At 66.2% G+C, this 17,944-nt stretch carries 15 protein-coding genes; 5 read left to right on the forward strand and 10 right to left on the reverse strand.

The genetic code is table 11. The features are described 5' to 3' along the window. Positions 1-66: 66 nt before the first annotated feature. Positions 67-1,080, reverse strand: coding sequence for a heat-inducible transcriptional repressor HrcA (hrcA, locus tag AC4D2Q_RS11735; protein ID WP_490925641.1), 1,014 nt, complete (start codon positions 1,078-1,080; stop codon positions 67-69). A 201-nt stretch (positions 1,081-1,281) separates the two neighbouring features. On the opposite strand from hrcA, the gene AC4D2Q_RS11740 reads away from it, so the two are divergent. Next, positions 1,282-2,124 carry a DUF3097 domain-containing protein gene (locus AC4D2Q_RS11740; protein WP_490946617.1) on the forward strand — a complete coding sequence of 281 codons (843 nt, stop codon included), beginning with the start codon at positions 1,282-1,284 and terminating at the stop codon, positions 2,122-2,124. A gap of 159 nt (positions 2,125-2,283) precedes the next feature. Next, on the forward strand, positions 2,284-2,700 hold the full coding sequence (locus AC4D2Q_RS11745) for a DUF4870 domain-containing protein (RefSeq protein WP_490926018.1): 417 nt from the start codon (positions 2,284-2,286) through the stop codon (positions 2,698-2,700). 124 nt (positions 2,701-2,824) lie between these two features. Here AC4D2Q_RS11745 and hemW read toward each other — a convergent pair whose 3' ends face one another. Together hemW and lepA are read right to left on the reverse strand one after the other, a co-directional pair. Beyond that, positions 2,825-4,057, reverse strand: coding sequence for a radical SAM family heme chaperone HemW (gene hemW, locus AC4D2Q_RS11750; RefSeq protein ID WP_490946618.1), 1,233 nt, complete (start codon positions 4,055-4,057; stop codon positions 2,825-2,827). Then, positions 4,054-5,907 carry a translation elongation factor 4 gene (gene lepA, locus AC4D2Q_RS11755; RefSeq protein WP_490925644.1) on the reverse strand — a complete coding sequence of 618 codons (1,854 nt, stop codon included), beginning with the start codon at positions 5,905-5,907 and terminating at the stop codon, positions 4,054-4,056. Before lepA ends, hemW begins: the two co-directional genes overlap by 4 nt. A gap of 177 nt (positions 5,908-6,084) precedes the next feature. Between lepA and AC4D2Q_RS11760 the strand changes: the two genes are divergently transcribed. Next, a complete protein-coding gene (locus tag AC4D2Q_RS11760; RefSeq protein WP_490946619.1) occupies positions 6,085-6,759 on the forward strand; it encodes a type II toxin-antitoxin system PemK/MazF family toxin in 675 nt (224 codons plus the stop codon). 240 nt (positions 6,760-6,999) lie between these two features. Beyond that, the gene (gene rpsT / locus AC4D2Q_RS11765; RefSeq protein WP_490925646.1) at positions 7,000-7,260 is read left to right on the forward strand and encodes a 30S ribosomal protein S20; all 261 of its coding nucleotides are present in this window, start codon (positions 7,000-7,002) and stop codon (positions 7,258-7,260) included. 147 nt (positions 7,261-7,407) lie between these two features. On the opposite strand, the gene holA is transcribed toward rpsT, so the two are convergent. The 5 genes from holA to bsh all read right to left on the reverse strand — a co-directional run bounded on the left by holA (position 7,408) and on the right by bsh (position 13,453). After that, entirely contained in the window at positions 7,408-8,442 is a 1,035-nt protein-coding gene (gene holA / locus AC4D2Q_RS11770; RefSeq protein ID WP_490946621.1) for a DNA polymerase III subunit delta, read from the reverse strand. Positions 8,443-8,511: 69 nt separating this feature from the next. Continuing rightward, positions 8,512-11,061 carry a ComEC/Rec2 family competence protein gene (locus tag AC4D2Q_RS11775; RefSeq protein WP_490946622.1) on the reverse strand — a complete coding sequence of 850 codons (2,550 nt, stop codon included), beginning with the start codon at positions 11,059-11,061 and terminating at the stop codon, positions 8,512-8,514. A gap of 5 nt (positions 11,062-11,066) precedes the next feature. Further along, positions 11,067-11,255, reverse strand: coding sequence for a hypothetical protein (locus AC4D2Q_RS11780; RefSeq protein ID WP_490946623.1), 189 nt, complete (start codon positions 11,253-11,255; stop codon positions 11,067-11,069). A gap of 176 nt (positions 11,256-11,431) precedes the next feature. Next, positions 11,432-12,382 carry a ComEA family DNA-binding protein gene (locus AC4D2Q_RS11785; RefSeq protein ID WP_490946624.1) on the reverse strand — a complete coding sequence of 317 codons (951 nt, stop codon included), beginning with the start codon at positions 12,380-12,382 and terminating at the stop codon, positions 11,432-11,434. Between the two features lie 123 nt (positions 12,383-12,505). After that, positions 12,506-13,453, reverse strand: coding sequence for a choloylglycine hydrolase (bsh, locus tag AC4D2Q_RS11790; RefSeq protein WP_490946626.1), 948 nt, complete (start codon positions 13,451-13,453; stop codon positions 12,506-12,508). Between the two features lie 396 nt (positions 13,454-13,849). Between bsh and AC4D2Q_RS11795 the strand changes: the two genes are divergently transcribed. Then, positions 13,850-14,344, forward strand: coding sequence for a hypothetical protein (locus AC4D2Q_RS11795; protein ID WP_490946627.1), 495 nt, complete (start codon positions 13,850-13,852; stop codon positions 14,342-14,344). A 38-nt stretch (positions 14,345-14,382) separates the two neighbouring features. Here AC4D2Q_RS11795 and AC4D2Q_RS11800 read toward each other — a convergent pair whose 3' ends face one another. Beyond that, positions 14,383-15,360, reverse strand: a complete 978-nt coding sequence (locus tag AC4D2Q_RS11800) for a DegV family protein (RefSeq protein WP_490946629.1) — start codon at positions 15,358-15,360, stop codon at positions 14,383-14,385. A 63-nt stretch (positions 15,361-15,423) separates the two neighbouring features. Beyond that, positions 15,424-17,922: a leucine--tRNA ligase gene (gene leuS / locus AC4D2Q_RS11805; protein WP_490946630.1), complete on the reverse strand. Its 2,499-nt coding sequence runs from the start codon at positions 17,920-17,922 to the stop codon at positions 15,424-15,426. Positions 17,923-17,944: the final 22 nt, after the last annotated feature.

The raw sequence follows: 17,944 nt of genomic DNA on the forward strand, positions 1-17,944 counted from the left end.
CGCCGGCCGGTGCCGCCCGCTGGCGGCCGCAGCCGGTGTACTGCTGATGTATTCTCTAACGCTTTTCTAGTTGTTCAAGATCCGGGAAAGATAACGGGCCACGGCCCGGACCGTGGCCATGGTGTTGGGGTAGTCCATGCGCGTGGGGCCGAGCACCCCCACCTTTGCCGAAGCATCGGGTCCGTAACCCGTGGCAACCACCGATGCTTCGGAGAGGGAACCGTGCGGGTTCTCACGCCCGATCCGGACAGAGACACCCCGGGCGTCCTGCTCCATTTCCGACAACAACCGGAGCATGACGACTTGTTCCTCAAGTGCCTCCAGAATCGGACCGATTGTCAGGGGAAAGTCTACTGTGGAGCGCGCCAGGTTGGCGGTGCCGGCCATGACCATGCGGTCTTCGCGGTTGATTCCGGCCAGCTGTTCCAGGGCGTGGGCCAGCGCGGCGGCGTTGCGGCGCTTGCGGGCCGGAACCAGGGCCAGGCAGTCGGCCAGCTGGCCGGTGATGCGGGTCAGCGGGGTTCCGCCGAGCGTAGACAGGAAGTGCTGGCGCAGCTCCAGCAGGTCCGGCTCGGTGACCTGCTCCGGAACGGTGATGACGCGCTGCTCCACCCGACCGGTGGTGGAGATCAGGACCACCAGCACCTGCGCCGGGGCCAGGAGGACAAATTCGATGTGCCGGACCTGGGCGTTGCCCAGATGCGGATACTGCAGCACCGCCACCTGGTTGGTCAGCTGCGAAAGCAGCCGGACGGTCCGTTCCATGACGTCGTCAAGGTCTTCCGCACCCTCAAGCAGGGACTGAATGGCCCGGCGCTCAGCCGCAGACAGCGGCTTGACGTCTGAAATCTGGTCCACGAACAGGCGGTAGCCCTTGTCAGTGGGGATGCGGCCGGCCGAAGTGTGCGGCGCAACAATCAGGCCCTCTTCTTCAAGGGCGGCCATGTCATTGCGGATAGTGGCGCTGGAGACCCCCAGCTGATGGCGCTCCACCAGTGCCTTGGAACCCACCGGCTCGCGCGAATGGACGTAGTCCTCAACAATGGCCCGGAGCACCTCGAGTCTGCGTGGTTCACTCATGGTTTTCCCTCCCTCGCTGACGGCCAACGGATTAGCACCACCGGATTAACATTGCACTGAAGAACGGCGGTTAGCACTCACCATGCTCAAGTGCTAAGTCTAATACGGATCGGCGGCGTTGCTAGCATTGAAGCTCCCGTGCCCGCGTCCGCGGAACGGACTCGGAAACCAGCCGGAGCACCCAGAGTGAGGACTACACCCGTGTCGAATTTTTCGTGGGGGCCGCAGGACATCAGCGCCCCGGCCCGGCGCGTGCTGCCCAAGGTGGGAGCCGAAATGGGCCTGGTGCTCGAGGACGTGCAGACCGGGTGGGTGGGCGCCGTCGTGCGGGTGGAGAAATCCGGCGGACTGCACCTGATGGTGCTGGAGGACCGCCGCGGCAAGACCAAGTCCTTTGAGCTGGGCTTCGGGTTCCTGCTCGACGGCGAGCCGGTGGAGGTGGTTCCCGCGGTGAAGGCCGCGGCGCCGGTATCGCGGCGGACGGCGTCGGGCTCGGTGCGGGTGGACAATGTGCGGGCGCGGACCGCCCGGGCCAGCCGCATCTGGGTGGAAGGAAAGCACGACGCCGAGCTGGTGGAAAAAGTATGGGGCGATGACCTGCGCGTGGAGGGAATCGTGGTTGAGCCGCTCCACGGCGTGGATGACCTGCAGGCCGCGGTCCGCGACTTTGCTCCGGGACCGGGCCGCCGGCTGGGGATCCTGGTGGATCACCTGGTGGCCGGCTCCAAGGAATCCCGGATTGCCGCCGAAGCCATGGCGGTTCCGGGTGCACGCGGCAACGTGCTGATTGTGGGCCACCCCTATGTGGACGTTTGGCAGGCCATCAAGCCCGGAACCATCGGGCTGTCCGCCTGGCCGGTGGTGCCCCGGCACGAGGACTGGAAAACCGGAATCCTCAAGGGCCTGGGCTGGCCCCACCGCGACCACACCGACGTGGCGGTTGGCTGGAAAAAACTCCTGGGAAGCGTAAGCTCCTATTCCGATCTGGAACCGTCGCTGCTGGGGCGGGTGGAGGAAGTCATTGACTTCCTGACCGTCCCCTAGCGGCCGGCAGCCGCCGCGCCGTTGCGGGCTGCGGGCTCCGGAGCCGCTACCCTAGATGAGAAATACCGCAGCCGGCCGACCCCGATCCGTACAGTCTCACCGGGAACCAGAGGCGAAGACCCACGAGTCCAGAGTCAAAAGGAAACAGCAGTGTCGAATATCCGTTCCAATCCCCAGCCCCAGCCCAGTGAACGGGGCGGGGAGCGTCCCGCATATCAGGGCGCCCCGGCAAATGCACTGCCCCTGACCGCGTCCGAGGACCGGCAGTGGGCAACCGTGGCCCACTTCGGCGGGATCCTGGGCTTCATTCCGTCAATGATCATCTATTTGGTCTTCCGCTACCGCGGACCGTTCACGGCACAGGAGTCCAAGGAGGCGCTGAACTTCACCCTGCCTCCCACCCTCATTGCCCTGCTGGCGTGGCTGCTGTCCTTCATTCCGGTGATCGGCGGGTTCTTCGCCCTTGTGAACGCCCTGCTGTGGGTTGCCATTGCAGTGTCCTCGATGATCGCCGGCATTGAGGTTAACCGCGGACGCCCGTACCGCTACCGCTGGAACCTGCGCCGCATCCCCTAGCCTGCGCTGCCGGCGGACAACTGCCCGCGGCAGAGAAAAGGGCCCCCGGGCCGGCAGTTTTGCCGGCCCGGGGGCCCTTTTCCGCGTTCAGGACTGTGTCAGCGCTGTGCCTTTAGCACGCAGGTCAGTCCGGCAGCAGGCGGCGCACGACGGCGTCCGCGAGCAGGCGGCCCTTGGTTGTCAGCAGCACGCGGCCTGTCAGCGCAGCCTTGGGGTCCACCAGGCCGTCCGCCATCAGGCCCGCAACGGCCAGCCGGCCTGCTTCCATCAGCCGGGACAGTTCCAGCCCCTCGGCCAGCCGCGTGCGCAGCATGATGTCTTCCACGTACCGGGTTTCGGCGTCGAGCGTTTCGCGCCCGACGGCGGGTGACTCCCCTGCCGCGATGCGCTGGGCGTAGGCCGTGGGGTGCTTGGCGTTCCACCAGCGCACGCCGCCGGCGTGGGAGTGGGCACCGGGGCCGATCCCCCACCAGTCGTCGCTGCGCCAGTAGGCCAGGTTGTGGCGGCACTGGTCAGCCGGAGTCCGGGCCCAGTTGCTGACCTCGTACCAGGACAGGCCCGCGGCCGCCATCATTTCATCCGCCACCAGGTATTTGTCCGCGTGGTCGTCATCGTCGATGGGCGGCACTTCGCCGCGCCGCATGCGCGCTGCGAGCTTGGTGCCCTCCTCGATGATCAGGGCGTAGGCGGAAATGTGGTCCGGCTCGTAGCTCAGGGCTTCATTGACGGAGACCTTCCAGTCCTCCATCGACTCCCCGGGCGTCCCGTAGATGAGGTCTACGCTCACGTTCAGTCCGGCGTCGCGCGCCCATTTCACGGCCTCCGGAACGCGCGACGGCGTATGCGTGCGGTCCAGGACGGCCAGGACGTGCGGAACGGCCGACTGCATGCCGAAGGACACGCGGGTGAATCCGGCGTCGGCCAGCAGCTGCAGGGACTGCGGAGTGACGGAGTCCGGGTTGGCCTCGGTGGTGACCTCGGCGCCGGGCGCCAGGCCCCACGCGTCGACGGCCGTTTTCAGGATGCCGGCCAGGTCCTCGGCGGGCAGCAGGGTGGGCGTGCCGCCGCCGAAGAAGACGGTGCCCATCGGCCGCTCGGGCATCCCGGAGCGGCGCAGTGCGTCCGCGGCGAAAACCACTTCACGGGCGGCTGTGGCGCCGTAGGCGTCCTGCGAGGCGCCGCCGCCAAGCTCCGTGGCGGTGTAGGTGTTGAAATCGCAGTAGCCGCAGCGGACGGAGCAGAACGGAATGTGGACGTAGAGCCCAAAGTTCCGGTCCGCGGCTCCGTCCGCGGCCTGTGCGGGCAGGAGACCGTCGGCCGGTGCCGGGTCTCCGAGGGGTAATGCGCTGGGTGTCACTTCTTGGCTTTGTCCTTGGAGTCGTCGGAGGAAAGTGCAGCCACAAAAGCTTCCTGGGGAACTTCAACGCGTCCCACCATCTTCATGCGCTTCTTGCCTTCCTTCTGCTTTTCCAGCAGCTTGCGCTTACGGCTGATGTCACCGCCGTAGCACTTGGCGAGCACGTCCTTGCGGATGGCGCGGATGGATTCGCGGGCAATGATCCGGGAGCCGATGGCAGCCTGAATGGGCACCTCGAACTGCTGGCGCGGAATGAGTTCGCGCAGCTTCCCGGTCATCATCACGCCGTAGGCGTAGGCCTTGTCCTTGTGGGTGATGGAGCTGAAAGCGTCCACCTGTTCGCCCTGGAGCAGGATGTCCACCTTGACCAGGTCGGCAACCTGGTCGCCGTCGGCCTTCCAGTCCAGCGAGGCATAGCCGCGGGTCTTGGACTTGAGGATGTCGAAGAAGTCGAAGACGATCTCGGCCAGCGGGAGGCGGTACCGGATTTCCACCCGGTCCTCGGAGAGATAGTCCATGCCGCCCAGGACTCCGCGGCGGGCCTGGCACAGCTCCATGATGGCGCCGACAAATTCGTTCGGCGCCAGGATGGTGGCAGAGACCATCGGCTCGCGGACCTCTTTGATCTTGCCTTCGGGGTACTCGCTGGGGTTGGTCACGGTGACCACCTTTTTGTCCTCCAGCGTCACCTCGTACTCCACGTTGGGCGCGGTGGAGATCAGGTCCAGGTTGTACTCGCGCTCGAGCCGTTCACGGGTGATTTCCAGGTGCAGCAGGCCCAGGAAGCCCACGCGGAAACCGAAGCCCAGCGCCGCCGACGTCTCGGGTTCATAGACCAGCGCGGCGTCATTGAGCATCAGCTTTTCCAGCGCCTCGCGCAGCACCGGGTAATCCGCGCCGTCGATGGGGTACAGCCCGGAGAACACCATGGGCTTGGGATCTGCGTAGCCGGGCAGCGATTCCGTGGCCGGCTTGGCCAGGTTGGTGACGGTGTCGCCGACCTTGGAGAGGCGAACGTCCTTCACACCGGTGATCAGGTAGCCCACCTCGCCGACGCCCAGTCCCTTGGAGGGAGTGGGTTCCGGGGAACTGACGCCGATTTCCAGGAGTTCGTGGCTGGCACGGGTGGACATCATCTGGATGCGTTCGCGCGGCGACAGGGAACCGTCAATCACGCGGACATAGGTGACCACTCCGCGGTAGGTGTCATACACGGAGTCGAAGATCATGGCGCGGGCGGGAGCGTTGGGGTCGCCCTGCGGTGCCGGAATCTCGCGGACAATCTGGTCCAGCAGGGCCTCGACGCCGACGCCGGTCTTGCCGGAAACCCGCAGGACGTCCGCCGGATCGCCGCCGATGAGCTTCGCCAGTTCCTCGGCGTACTTCTCCGGCTGCGCTGCCGGGAGGTCAATCTTGTTCAGGACCGGAATGATCGTCAGATCGTTTTCCATGGCCAGGTACAGGTTCGCCAGTGTCTGGGCCTCGATGCCCTGGGCGGCGTCCACCAGCAGGATCGCGCCTTCACAGGCCGCCAGGGAACGCGATACTTCATAGGTGAAGTCGACGTGGCCGGGCGTATCGATCATGTTCAGGGCGTAGGACTTGCCGTCGAGTTCCCACGGCATGCGCACGGCCTGGGACTTGATGGTGATGCCGCGCTCACGCTCAATGTCCATGCGGTCCAGGTACTGGGCCTTCATGTTCCGATGCTCAACGACGCCGGTGGACTGGAGCATGCGGTCGGCCAGGGTGGACTTGCCGTGGTCGATGTGGGCGATGATGCAGAAGTTTCTGATGATCGCCGGATCCGTCGCGGCAGGCACCGGTGAGAAGCGGGCCATAGGTGACACTGTGGCGGTTCCTTTACTGTTCACAGGACTTCACGGCGGCCGCGGCGGCGGAGGCCGCGTGCCGGAACCGGATAGGGCGCGGTTCGTCGGTTTTTCCTGGTGGGTTATCTACTGAATTAACAGTCTCCCACGAATGCCAGCCCGCGCTGGAACCGCAGAACGTAATAGCGTGGGGTGATGCCCTTCTCAAGCCGCTCCCTTCTTTCCCTGGCCCGCACGGCCATCCGCCTGCTGACCCGTCCCGAAACCGGTTCCGGGACGGGGACTTCTCCCCGGACCGGACAGCCCCGCACCCGGAGCACGCCCGCCCGGCCTAAGTCCGCACCTTCATCCCCTGCTCGGAAGTCTTCTGTTCCGAAGTCCTCCGCTCCGAGGTCGGCGCCTCCGAAGCCTGCGTCAAAATCCGGCGGCAGATCCGCCGGCACCACGTCCTCCCCTGCCGGCAAGCCTGCTGCCCCGGGCACTTACCCCGGCGACTACCGGGGCAAGGTCACCCCTGTTTATGCTCCCTCGCCGGACGGGGCACCGGATCCGGGCGAAGTGGTGTGGGCGTGGGTTCCCTACGAGGATGACTACTCGCAGGGCAAGGACCGTCCGGTGCTGCTGATCGGCCGCAGCGGCTCGAAACTGCTGGCCCTGATGATGACCACCCGTGACCGCAACAATGCCCGGGAATCGGATCCGGACTATGTGGATGTGGGATCCGGGCCCTGGGATGCCCAGGGCCGGCCGAGCGAGGTCAAGCTGGACCGCGTGCTGCAGCTGGATCCGGCCGCTGTCCGGCGGCAGGGTTCCGTGATGTCTGCAGCTGCGTTTCAGCGCGTTGCCCAGCGTTTCTCCGCCCGGAACTGACCCGCAGAGATGCGCCGCGGAGCCCGGCCGCGCACCCGGGAGGAGAAACGCCGTCGGCCGCCCTCCACCGTCAATGGGCCTTCGGGGCTAAGTTCTGCTAACATTTATTGCTGTGTGTCCGCGCAGGTCGACGGGCACTTCAGTTCAGGCGCCATTACGGTATCCCCACGCCGCTCAGTCAATGTCTGGGCTGAAATTCCCTCACCGACCAAGTCCGCAATACAAAGAGAGTTTATATAAGTGGCCAATATTAAGTCCCAGAAGAAGCGCATCCTCACCAACGAGAAGGCGCGCATGCGTAACAACTCGGTGAAGTCCGAGCTGAAGACCGCAATCCGCTCCGTTGACGCAGCCATCAAGGCCAGCGACAAGGATGCAGCAGTAGCAGCTGTGGCCACTGCCAGCCGCAAGCTGGACAAGGCTGTCAGCAAGGGTGTCATCCACAAGAACAATGCTGCCAACCGCAAGTCGGCCATCTCCAAGAAGGTCCGCGCGCTCTAAGCCGTTGTTTTTGCTTTAGTCTTCATCAGTCTGGCCGGTCCCCTCGGGGGCCGGCCAGACTGCTTTAAGCGGCCGTGTTGCCACCCGTTTGGCGGGCCGGGACGGGCAGGCGCCGGCAGGACCGGCGTTTCCGCCGGCCCTGCAGCCTCAGCGGCCGGCGGCGGCCAGGGAAATCACGGTAACCGCGTGCTCGACGGCGTACACCGGATCGCGTCCGGCACCCTTGACCTGGGCATCTGCTTCGGCCAGCACCTGCACGGCCTTGATGAGCGACTCCTGGGACCAGTGCTGGGCATCCCGCCGGGCCTGGTCCACCTGCCACGGTGCCATGCCCAGTTCCTTGGCCATGGAGGCGGAGGAACCGCGCAGGTTTGCCACTTTGGCGACGGCGCGGACCTTCATGGCCAGCGCACCGACCAGCGGCACGGGGTCCACGCCGGTGTCCAGCGCGTGGCGGAGCATGGACAGAGCCTGTCCGCCGCGGCCTGCCAGCGCCGCATCGGCAACCTTGAAGGCTGTCGCTTCCACCCGGCCGCCGTAGTACTTCTCGACAAGTTCCTCGGTGATCTCCCCGGTGGCGTCGTTGATCAGCTGCCGGCAGGCTGCTGCCAGGTCCGCCAGCTTTGAACCCACTGCGGCAACCAGGGCACGCGCGGCAGCAGGATCGATGCGGCGGCGTGCGGCTTTGAATTCCTGGGAGACGAAGTCCAGCTTCTCGGCGTCTTTCTTGAACGGCTGGCATTCCACCACCGGAGCGCCGGCGGCTTTGACCGCATCCAGGAGTTTCTTGCCGCGGTTGCCGCCGCCATGGTGCAGGACCAGCACGGTATCGGGTGCGGTATCGGTCAGATAAGAAAGAGTGTCCGTCAGGAATTCATCGTTCATCGCGGCCAGGTTGGAGGCTTCGATCAGCTTTGCCTCGCCGAACAGCGACGGGCTGGAATGCAGCGTCAGTTCCCCGCCGGCGTAGGCAGAAGCATCCAGCCGGACGATTTCCGTGTCCGGCTGCGTCTGGCGGAGTGTGGCGCGGATCCGTTCCAGGGCCCGCCCGGCCAGATAGTCCTCGGGACCGCTGAGCAGCACCACGGGCGCCGGTTCCACCTCGCGCCAGGAAACGATCTTTCCTGCGGACTTGCCGGCGGATTTCGCGGGGCTGCGCTTGGACGGGACGGCCGGATTCACAGCGAACAGACTCCTGGGATGGGGAAACGTTTAGGGAAACGGAAACACTTCAAGATTACCCGCCCGCCTTCACGGCCCGGCCATCCGGGCAATGTGCAGCGTAGACCCGTCCACTGTGAGGCTGACCGAGCCCAGCTGATCCGTTCGGGCCACAACCGTCCCGTTTGAACTCAGCGCTTGAAGGATTTCCGGTCCGGGATGCCCATAGTCGTTGTCTGCACCGACTGAGATCAGCGCCAGCCGCGGGGCCAGCGCATCGATCAGTGCTGTACCGCCGTTGCGGGCACCGTGATGGGGAATCTTGAGGACGTCCACGTCCGCACTTCGTAACTCGGCATGCCGGGAGAGCAGGACGGCGGACGCATCTTCTTCAATGTCTCCGGTCAGCAGAATCGTTAATCGGGTGCCGTCATCAGCCGGCGTCTGCTGGCCGTTCTCAGTCAGTGCCGCCGCGGGGTCCACGGTCATCAGAATCACGGAGCTGGCATCGTTTTCGTTGGCGGGCGCACTGCCAACCTCCGGCCACAGGACGTCCCAGTCAGCAGCACCGGTCCGGGTTCCCATGCCCTCGGTCAACCGGGTCATCTCGGCTCCTGAGCCTTCCAGAACTTCTTGAAGCGGGGCGGGCAGATCCGGCTCCGCCGACGAATAGGCGATCTGCTGTACCGTGCGGCCGCGCAGCACACCCGAGGCTCCGCCGTAATGGTCCAAGTGGGCATGAGAAAGGATAAACAGGTCGACGACCTCCACCTGCAGCCGGGTGAGGCAGCGGTCCATCATCTCCGGATCGGGCCCGGCGTCAATGACCACGGCTCGGTGCTCCGCCGTGCGCACCACCAACCCGTCCCCCTGCCCCACATCACAGGCGGCGACTATCCATTCGGCAGACACCGCACCGGGTCGCAGATGCGTCCACGCAGCGGCACCCAGCGCGGGCAGGACCAGGAACGCTGCTGCGAAAGCGAGCCAGCGCGGCCGTGCCGCCCGGATCCGTGCTGGCGCTGCCCGCAGCACGGCCTGTTGCCCGGCGTTTGCTGCCCCGCGCGCCGGGTGTGTCGCGGAGGCTGCGCCGCGGCGGGTCATTGCCACCGCTGCCACAGCACCCTGTTTCCCCTCACCGGGTGGTCCGACACGCCACAACAGCCAGACACCGGCACCGGCGGCGGCCGCCATGAGGAGCACCCCCGCTGTGCCCGGCGGCCACGGCAACAGCGATCCGGGCAGCCCGTCGAAGAACTTCGCGACCCCGGCCGTCCATGCTGCACCGCCCCCTGAGAGGACCACCAGCGGCCCCGCCGCTGCCGGCACTGACGCCGCGGCGACCGCTGCGAGCATGCCGACCACTGTCACCAGGGGCACCACAGGCGCGACGGCCACGTTGGCTGGCAGGGAGAACGCCGGAACCTGCGGCTGCAGGAGCACCAGGACCGGAGAACAGAAAAACTGGGCGGCCAGCGGCACGGCCAGGGCTGCTGCCACCGGCCACGGCAGGCCGCGGGCGAGGACCTCGGTCAGCCGCGGTCCGAGCAGCACCAGCCCCAGCGTCGCCAAAACCGAGAGGATGAACGCGTAGCTGCCGCTGAGCCAGGGATCAACGGCCAGCAGGACCGTGATGGAAAGGCTCAGCAGCGCAGCGGGGAGCTTTCCTCGCCCGGACAGCACAGCGATCGTACCGAGGCTGCCCATGACCGCCGCCCGCAGGACGCTGGCATCAGGGCGTACCACCAGAACAAATCCCAGCAGGGCTGTGACACCGGCGGCAGCAGCCACCCCGCGCGGTAGTCTCGCCGCCCTGGCCAGGAGAAAAACGAAGGCCAGCAGATATCCACAGTTGGCTCCGGAGACGGCAACAATATGAGTCAGGCCCGTGTTTTTCATGGCGGTTGCCACCGAGTCATCCAGGGCGCTCCGGTCCCCCAGAACCATACCCGGGAGCAGGCCGGCCGCATCAATGCCGATGCTCCCCGCACGTTGCCGGGCAGAAGCGGTAAAGGCTGCCCGGATGCGCGCCGTCTCTCCGTACCAGCCGCCTGCCGATTGCACCTCCGGCTGCCCGTTCGCGAACAGCAGTGCCACTGACCGTTCCCCGGGTTCGGTGGCCTGCAGGGTCCCGGCTGCACGGAACCGGTCTCCCAACTGAACTTGTCCGTAACCGCTGCCGCCCAGGACCAGGACGGTTGCCGCGGCGGAGAACTTCCTGCCGTCTCCGTTTGCTTCCTCCAGCACGGCCTCCGTGACGTACCGGGGGCCTCCGCTGAAACGATCGGCCGCTGTGGCACGCGAGTCTGTGGTCGCCCGGAATGTGCCTGTGATCGAACTACCGTCAGCTATGGCGGCCGCCACGGGACCGGCAGTGCGCTCAGCGAGCAGAATGCCGGAGCACACGCAGACCAGCGCCGCGGCTGCCAGAGGTACCGCGGCAGCCCGGGCAGCAGTTCCGAAGATGAGACGCCAGCCGCTGGTTCTCACACCCGGGACCTGATCTCTCCCCGAAACGAGAACGAGCACCACAAGGATCAGCGACACGGCGGCGAGGACGGCCCCAACAGTCTTGGCGTCGCCGCTGTCTGAACGGACCGCGAGCGCCGCCGTGCCCCACGACGCTGCCGCTGCCGGCACAAGCCTCAACTCCAGCAGCGGACGGATTCGGCTCTCGGCCGGCCGCTCCGGTGCCCGGGCACGAAGGTGTTGCCCAAGGCCCGCGAGGCGGTCTTGGTGTCGAAGTACTCCGTGGAGGAATCGCGGGGGCCGGATGCCGGATCCAGGGTGTCCCGCGGGTAGCGGGCTGTCCGCAGAAGGCGTTCGTGTTTCACCCGATCCTGCTTCGCCCGGCCCTGTTTCGCCCGATCCGGGACCGCGAATAGCTGCACTGGTGTATCGCTGCCACCGGCTGGACTGGTGAAGATCACGCCGCAGCGGTTGCCCTGTTCCTGTGCGGGCAGCTTCTCCGGGCCCCTGAGACCCGTGTCCCCTTGTCACCGGGCAGCTGTCAGACCGCGATGAGAGGAAGCAGCGCGGCCAGCATCGCTTCTCCTATGCCGGGAACTGCATCCAGGTCTTCAGGCCGGGCAAACTTCCCGTGATCGGCCCGCCAGTCGATGATCCGCTGCGCGATGACGGGTCCCACCCGAGGGAGGGCATCAAGTTCCTGCAGGGATGCCGAGTTGATGTTGACCAGGGCACCCGATCCGGGAATCGGCGCCGTACCCCCGGTTCCGCCTGGCCCCGTTCCGTTGCCGGCTGCGTCGCCAGCCGGCGGAGCGGCGACGGGTGCCGGGTTTTCAAGGGTTTCACCTTCCCGGGGAACGATGACCATCATCCCGTCCTGCAGCGGCGCCGCGAGGTTCACCGCAGTGAGGTCCGCATCAGCCGCTGCTCCCCCGGCAGCATCCACGGCGTCGACGGTCCTGCTGCCGGAGGGCACTTGGACGACACCGGGCCGGCCCACGGCTCCGGCGACATGGATGACCAGGATCGATGGACCGGTGGGTGACTCCCCCGCTGCCGATTCAGTGGAAACCCCCGTCGGCTCGCTCCGGGACGCGCCCTCAGCGCCGGCTCCGGAACCGGCGGGACCTCCGGCGGTTCCATCCCCGTCGGCATCTGCGGCGGAGCCCGTACCGGTACCTGCTGAGGGGTCTCCGGCCTCCGGACCGTCAGCAGCCAGATTAACACTGCTGACCTCGGTATCCGCCCCGGCCCCCTTGAAGACCGCCAGGCCGGCGGTAATCCCCACCAGCAGACAAACCGCCAGGGCAGCGGCACGGAAGGACATCATCCAGCGCCGCGGTGCAGGGACATTACCCGGGGCGTCCGCTTCACCCGGAGATTCCTCGGCTACAGAGACCGGAGGCGGTTCCTGCTCCCCAGCCCCGGAAGCCGGCCACGGAGGGTTCAGCCTCGATGCGGAGGGGGCGGTGTCCCAGCGGTGTTCTGCCATGCAGGTAAAGTTAGGGCGGCACTGAGCTGCCCCAAACGGCGCGGACGTGACCTGTGCAGATCAACTGCTTTGCCTGGATGCAAGGCGCCCTGTGCAGGATGCCTTGCATCGGAGAACTCCAGGTTAAACGACCACAATCTCCGTTCCGTCTGTCTTGTGGTCCGCCATGGCCACGCTTTGGATAGCCGGGTCGTCGTACGTGTTCCAGTAATAGGTCATGGTCCGGGAGGAGAAGAGCCCGGTGTACGTGGTCTTCTCGAACTCGCCGGAACCCATGGCGGCACTGCCCTCCACCATCGCGATCTGCTGCAGGGTGTGGAAGGCACGGCTGACGTTCTCTTCCTCAGTCGTCTTCCGCGGGTAGTGCGCGTTGACATAGGCCGCACGCACAAACCGTGACGGAGAGTAGTAATCGCCCGGTATCCCGCGCATGAGGGACCCGGATCCGAACGGCGTCAGATGCGCCTGGTTAATCACAACCTCCTCCGGGAAGTCCGGGGACGTGTTGAGGTAGTTGCGGAGGTTTTCATGGTGCCAGCCGAACCCGGGCTGGTTGGTGAGGACGTCGACGTCGTCGTGGAAGACATTCATGCCCTCGCGCGTGTGCTCCACCACGATGGCACGGGTCTTGTCGACGATTAGCCAGTGCAGCAGCGAGCTGGGGTACTTGTCATTGATCGGCCGGTCCACGATGACGACGTTTTCCAGCGCCGCCTCTACCTCGTCAACAGTGGTGAACTGGGAGGCAACCCAGAGCGGGAACTCGAACGCGGGAACGTTCGTCTTGCCCTCAACCGGCCCCGGAGCGTACTGCGCGTATCCCGGAAAATTCAGGCCGCCGACAGCCAGGCCCGCATCATTGCCGCAGTCGAAGTACAGCGGGGTATCCTCCTGCACGATGCCCATGCCGATCACGGCGTGCTGGATGCGCGGCACCGCACCGAACGGAGACTTGGTGGCATAACCGGTGGGGGTCACCACCACCCGTTCCCCGAAGTCCGACGTCCAGTCGAGGTTGCGGGCGAAATAGAGGTTGCCGTTGCCGTCTGTGTACCTGATGCCTGTGCACATATTGATGCTCCCTGTTAGCGCGAAACTCTGACCAAAGCCTCGCTTGTCCGTTGGCCCTGCGCAGGGCGCTCGAGGGTAATCAGAAATGATCGGGCCGGCGTCCAACCCGTATCCGTCCTGCCCCGTTCAGCTTAGGTCCGGACCCCCTGCAGGTGTCAGAGGGATGGGTCAAACGCGGACCCGACGGATCGTATTCACCGAGTGCGTTCCTGGATCGCGAGTGGCAGGGGCCAGGGGCCACGAAGCTACACGCCATCAGTGGAAGCGGGCAGGGCACGGCCCGGTAACATCGAAGGTGCGAATCGCCCCGCAGCAAAGGCGCTCCGCCAGCCACATCCCGCGTACAGAACCCACCCGTCCAGAACCCACCCGTCCAGATCCAGGAGCCCCCAGCCATTGAACAAGAAATCCCTCACCGCCGACGGGTTCACCGGATTCCGGCCCATTGCGGCCCTCGACATCAACCGGATTCCGCAGCGTCAGGGGATCTTCATGGTGCTGCGGCCCGCCGGATTTGAGCCCCGGTTCCTTCCCCAAAGCACTGCCGGGACTTTCAAGAAGAAAAACCCGTCCCTTCCGAAGGGCCGGCTCGCGGCCGAATGGGTGCCGGACGCAGATGTCCTGTTCATCGGCAAAGCCAGCCCGGGCAGCAAGGGCAACCGCGGGCTCCGCCGCCAGATCTCCGAATTTGTGGACTTCGGAAACGGCCGGCCCACCGGGCACTGGGACGGGAGGCTGATCTGGCAGCTAGCGGATGCGGAGGACCTTTTGCTGGCGTGGAAGGAACTGCCGGCGGAGGAACTCAACGGTGCGCTGGCTGCTTACCATGCGCAGTTCCTGCAGGTTCACGGCAGGCTGCCGTTCGCCAACCCGGTTCAGGCCCGCGGCTAAGACCGCTGTCTGAAGGCCCGCGGCGAAGGCAGAGCGCCCTACCCCGGATCCGGCCCGGCAGCCCGTACCTGCGGTGAAACGCCGGAGTCCCCGGATACCGCCACCGCCAAAACCCCCAGTCCTGCATGGGCGGCCAGGACTGCCGGCAGCGAGCAGATCGTCAGCTCAACGTCCGGAGATGTTTCCTCAATGGCCCCGGCCAGCCGTTCGGCCTCGGATTCATTCCCGAAGTGGTGCACGGCCACGCGCACCGGGACAGTCCGTGCGGCGATTTCCTGTTGGACCAGTTCGGTGAGCCGGGCCAGTGCCCGGGGCGCTGAACGTACCCGTTCCAGCGGAACCACCTTGCCCGCCTTCACCACCAGGATCGGCTTGACGGCAAACAGGGTGCCGAACCAGCCTGCTGCTGCCCCGATCCGGCCGCCGCGGCGCAGCTGATCGAGGCTGGGTACGTAAAAGAGGATGGCACTGGAGGCGGCGGCGGCGCGGGCCGCGGCCTCCACAGCCGCAGCCGAACCTCCGTCGCGCGCTGTTTCGGCAGCTGCCGTCACGGCGAAACCCAGACCCATCGCCACGCTGGCCGTATCGACCACGGTGACCGGGAGAGGGGCGGAGCGGGCCGCCAGCCGGGCGGAATCCACGGTTCCGGACAATTCCCCGGACATGTGCAGTGAAACCACCGAGCTGCAGCCCAGGGCGGCGAGTTCTGCGTAGGCAGCCTCAAACTGGCCCGGAGCCGGACGTGAGGTCCGCACGTCGGAACCCTGCGCCAAAGCCAGCGCGAGGGCACCGACCAGGCGGTCGGTGCCCTCGCTGTAAATCTGGTCGCCAATCATGACCGGCATGGACACCACGCGCACCAGATCGGTGACCTCGGCGGAACGTGCCCAGTTAGCCGGCAGCGCGGCGGCGGAATCCGTAACTACGCCCACGCGGGGCACGGGGGCGGCACCGGTTTCCCGAAGCCGCCTCCGTTTTGCGCGCGCACTCAGCTTGTCCAGCCAGTCCACGTTCATCCGCCCCTCGTATCGCCGCGCGCCGCGCTGCAGCCGCGCCGTGCTTCCTGTTGAAGCGCCAGCCTACGCCGGAACGATGTTCACGAGCTTCGGCGCGCGCACAATCACGGTGCGGATTCCGCGCCCGTCCAGAACCTTCTGCACGGCGTCGGAGGCCAGCGCCAGTTCGCGCAGGTCTTCCTCGCTGATGTCTGCGGACACCTCGAGGCGGTCGCGGACCTTGCCCTGCACCTGGACGACGGCGGTGACCGTGTCCTGGACCAGCAGCGTTTCATCCACGGCCGGCCAGCCGGCGTTGACCACGGAGGCCGGACGGCCCAGCAGCGCCCACAGGTCCTCGGCGGTGTACGGGGCGAACAGGCTCAGGATGATCGCCACGGTCTCGGCGGCTTCGCGGACCGCGGGGTCCGCTCCGCCGACACCGGAGTCGATCGCCTTGCGGGTGGCGTTGACCAGTTCCATGGTCCGGGCCACCACCACGTTGAACTTGTTGTTCTCCAGCAGCTCGGTGGCGTCGGCAACCGTGCGGTGCGTCAGCGCGCGCAGCTTCTTGTCGCCCTTGGCGAAGTCGACGCCGGGTTCGCTGGTGACGCCCTGGCCCAGGCGCCAGGCGCGGGCCAGGAACTTCGCGGAGCCCGACGGCGAAACGTCCGCCCAGTCGACGTCGTCCTCCGGCGGGGAAGCGAAAATCATGGTGAGGCGCACGGCGTCGACGCCGTACTTGTCCAGCTGCTGGCCCAGGTCCACGCCGTTGCCCAGGGACTTGGACATGGCCTTGCCGCCGTTCAGGACCTGGCCCTGGTTCAGCAGCGAGCTGAAGGGCTCGCTGGCTTCCAGCAGGCCCATGTCATGGACCACCTTGGTGAAGAAGCGCGCGTAGAGCAGGTGCAGGATGGCGTGTTCGACGCCGCCCACGTACTGGCCCACGGGCATCCAGTTCTTCGCAGCCTCCGGATCAAACGGTCCGTCGGTGTAGTGCGGGGAAACGAAGCGCATGAAGTACCAGGACGAGTCCACGAAGGTGTCCATGGTGTCCGTGTCGCGGCGGGCCGGGCCGTCGCAGGTGGGGCAGGAAACGTTGACCCAGTCCTCGGCGGAAGCCAGCGGGGAGGTGCCCTTCGGCGCCAGCGCCTCGCCCTTCAGCCCGGTGGGCAGGGTGACGGGCAGCTGATCGTCCGGGACCGGAACCTCGCCGCAGTTCTCGCAGTGAATGATCGGGATGGGCGTGCCCCAGAAGCGCTGGCGGGAGAGCAGCCAGTCACGCAGCCGGAAGTTCACGAACTTTTCGCCCGTGCCCTGCTCCTGGAGCATCTCGATGGCAGCGGGAATGGCTTCGGACTTGGGCAGCCCGTCCAGCTTGCCGGAGTTGATCAGGGTACCTTCACCGGTGGTGGCGATGCCGGTCTCTGCCGGATCCTCTTCGCCGGTGTCCAGGACGGCTTTGACCGGCAGGTCAAAGGTCTTGGCGAAGTCCAGGTCGCGCTGGTCGTGCGCGGGCACGGCCATGATGGCGCCGGTGCCGTAGTCGGCCAGCACGTAGTCGGCGGCCCAGACGGGCAGCTTTTCACCGTTCAGCGGGTTCACGGCGTAGCGGCCGGTGAAGACACCGGTCTTGGTGCGCTCGGTGGACTGGCGCTCAATGTCCGAGAGGGCCTTGACCTGCTCGCGGTAATCCTGCAGGGCGTCCATGTTTTCGTCGGTGGTCAGCTCAACCGCCAGCGGAGCATCGGCAGCCACCACGAAGAACGTGGCTCCGGCCAGGGTGTCCGGGCGGGTGGTGAAGACGGTGACCTGCTCGGCCGGCTTGTCGCCGTCGGCCTCGATGGTGAACCGGACGTGCGCGCCTTCGGAGCGGCCGATCCAGTTCTTCTGCATGGCCAGCACACGCTCGGGCCAGTGGCCCTTGAGCTGCTCCATGTCATCGAGCAGGCGGTCCGCGTAATCAGTGATCTTGAAGTACCACTGGTTCAGCGACTTCTTGGTGACCTGGGTGCCGCAGCGCTCACAGGCTCCGTTGACAACCTGTTCGTTGGCCAGCACGGTCTGGTCCTTCGGGCACCAGTTGACCGGGGAGTTCTTGCGGTAGGCCAGGCCCCGCTCGTAGAAACGCTTGAACAGCCACTGCGTCCAGCGGTAGTACTCCGGGTCTGAGGTCTGGATCCGGCGCGACCAGTCAACGCTGATGGCGTAGCGCTTGAACGACGCAGCCTGCGTGTCAATGTTGCGGTAGGTCCAGTCGCTGGGGTGCGCGTTGTTCTTGATGGCCGCGTTTTCAGCGGGCAGGCCAAAGGAGTCCCAGCCGATCGGGTGCAGCACGTCGTAGCCGAGCTGGCGCCAGTACCGGGCGACGACGTCGCCCATGGCAAACGCTTCGGCGTGGCCCATGTGCAGGTCACCGGAGGGGTACGGGAACATGTCCAGCACGTAGCGGCGTTCCTTGGAACCGTCGTCGGCGGGCTGAAACACACCGAGCTCGTCCCAGACCGCCGGCCACTTCTGCTCGATGTCCGCAAAACTGTATACGGCCTCTTCAGACTCATCCGTCTGTGACTGCGTACTCACTGTTGTCGCCTCTGTCCTCAAA

Source organism: Arthrobacter sp. TJ-178 (genome assembly GCF_058269275.1).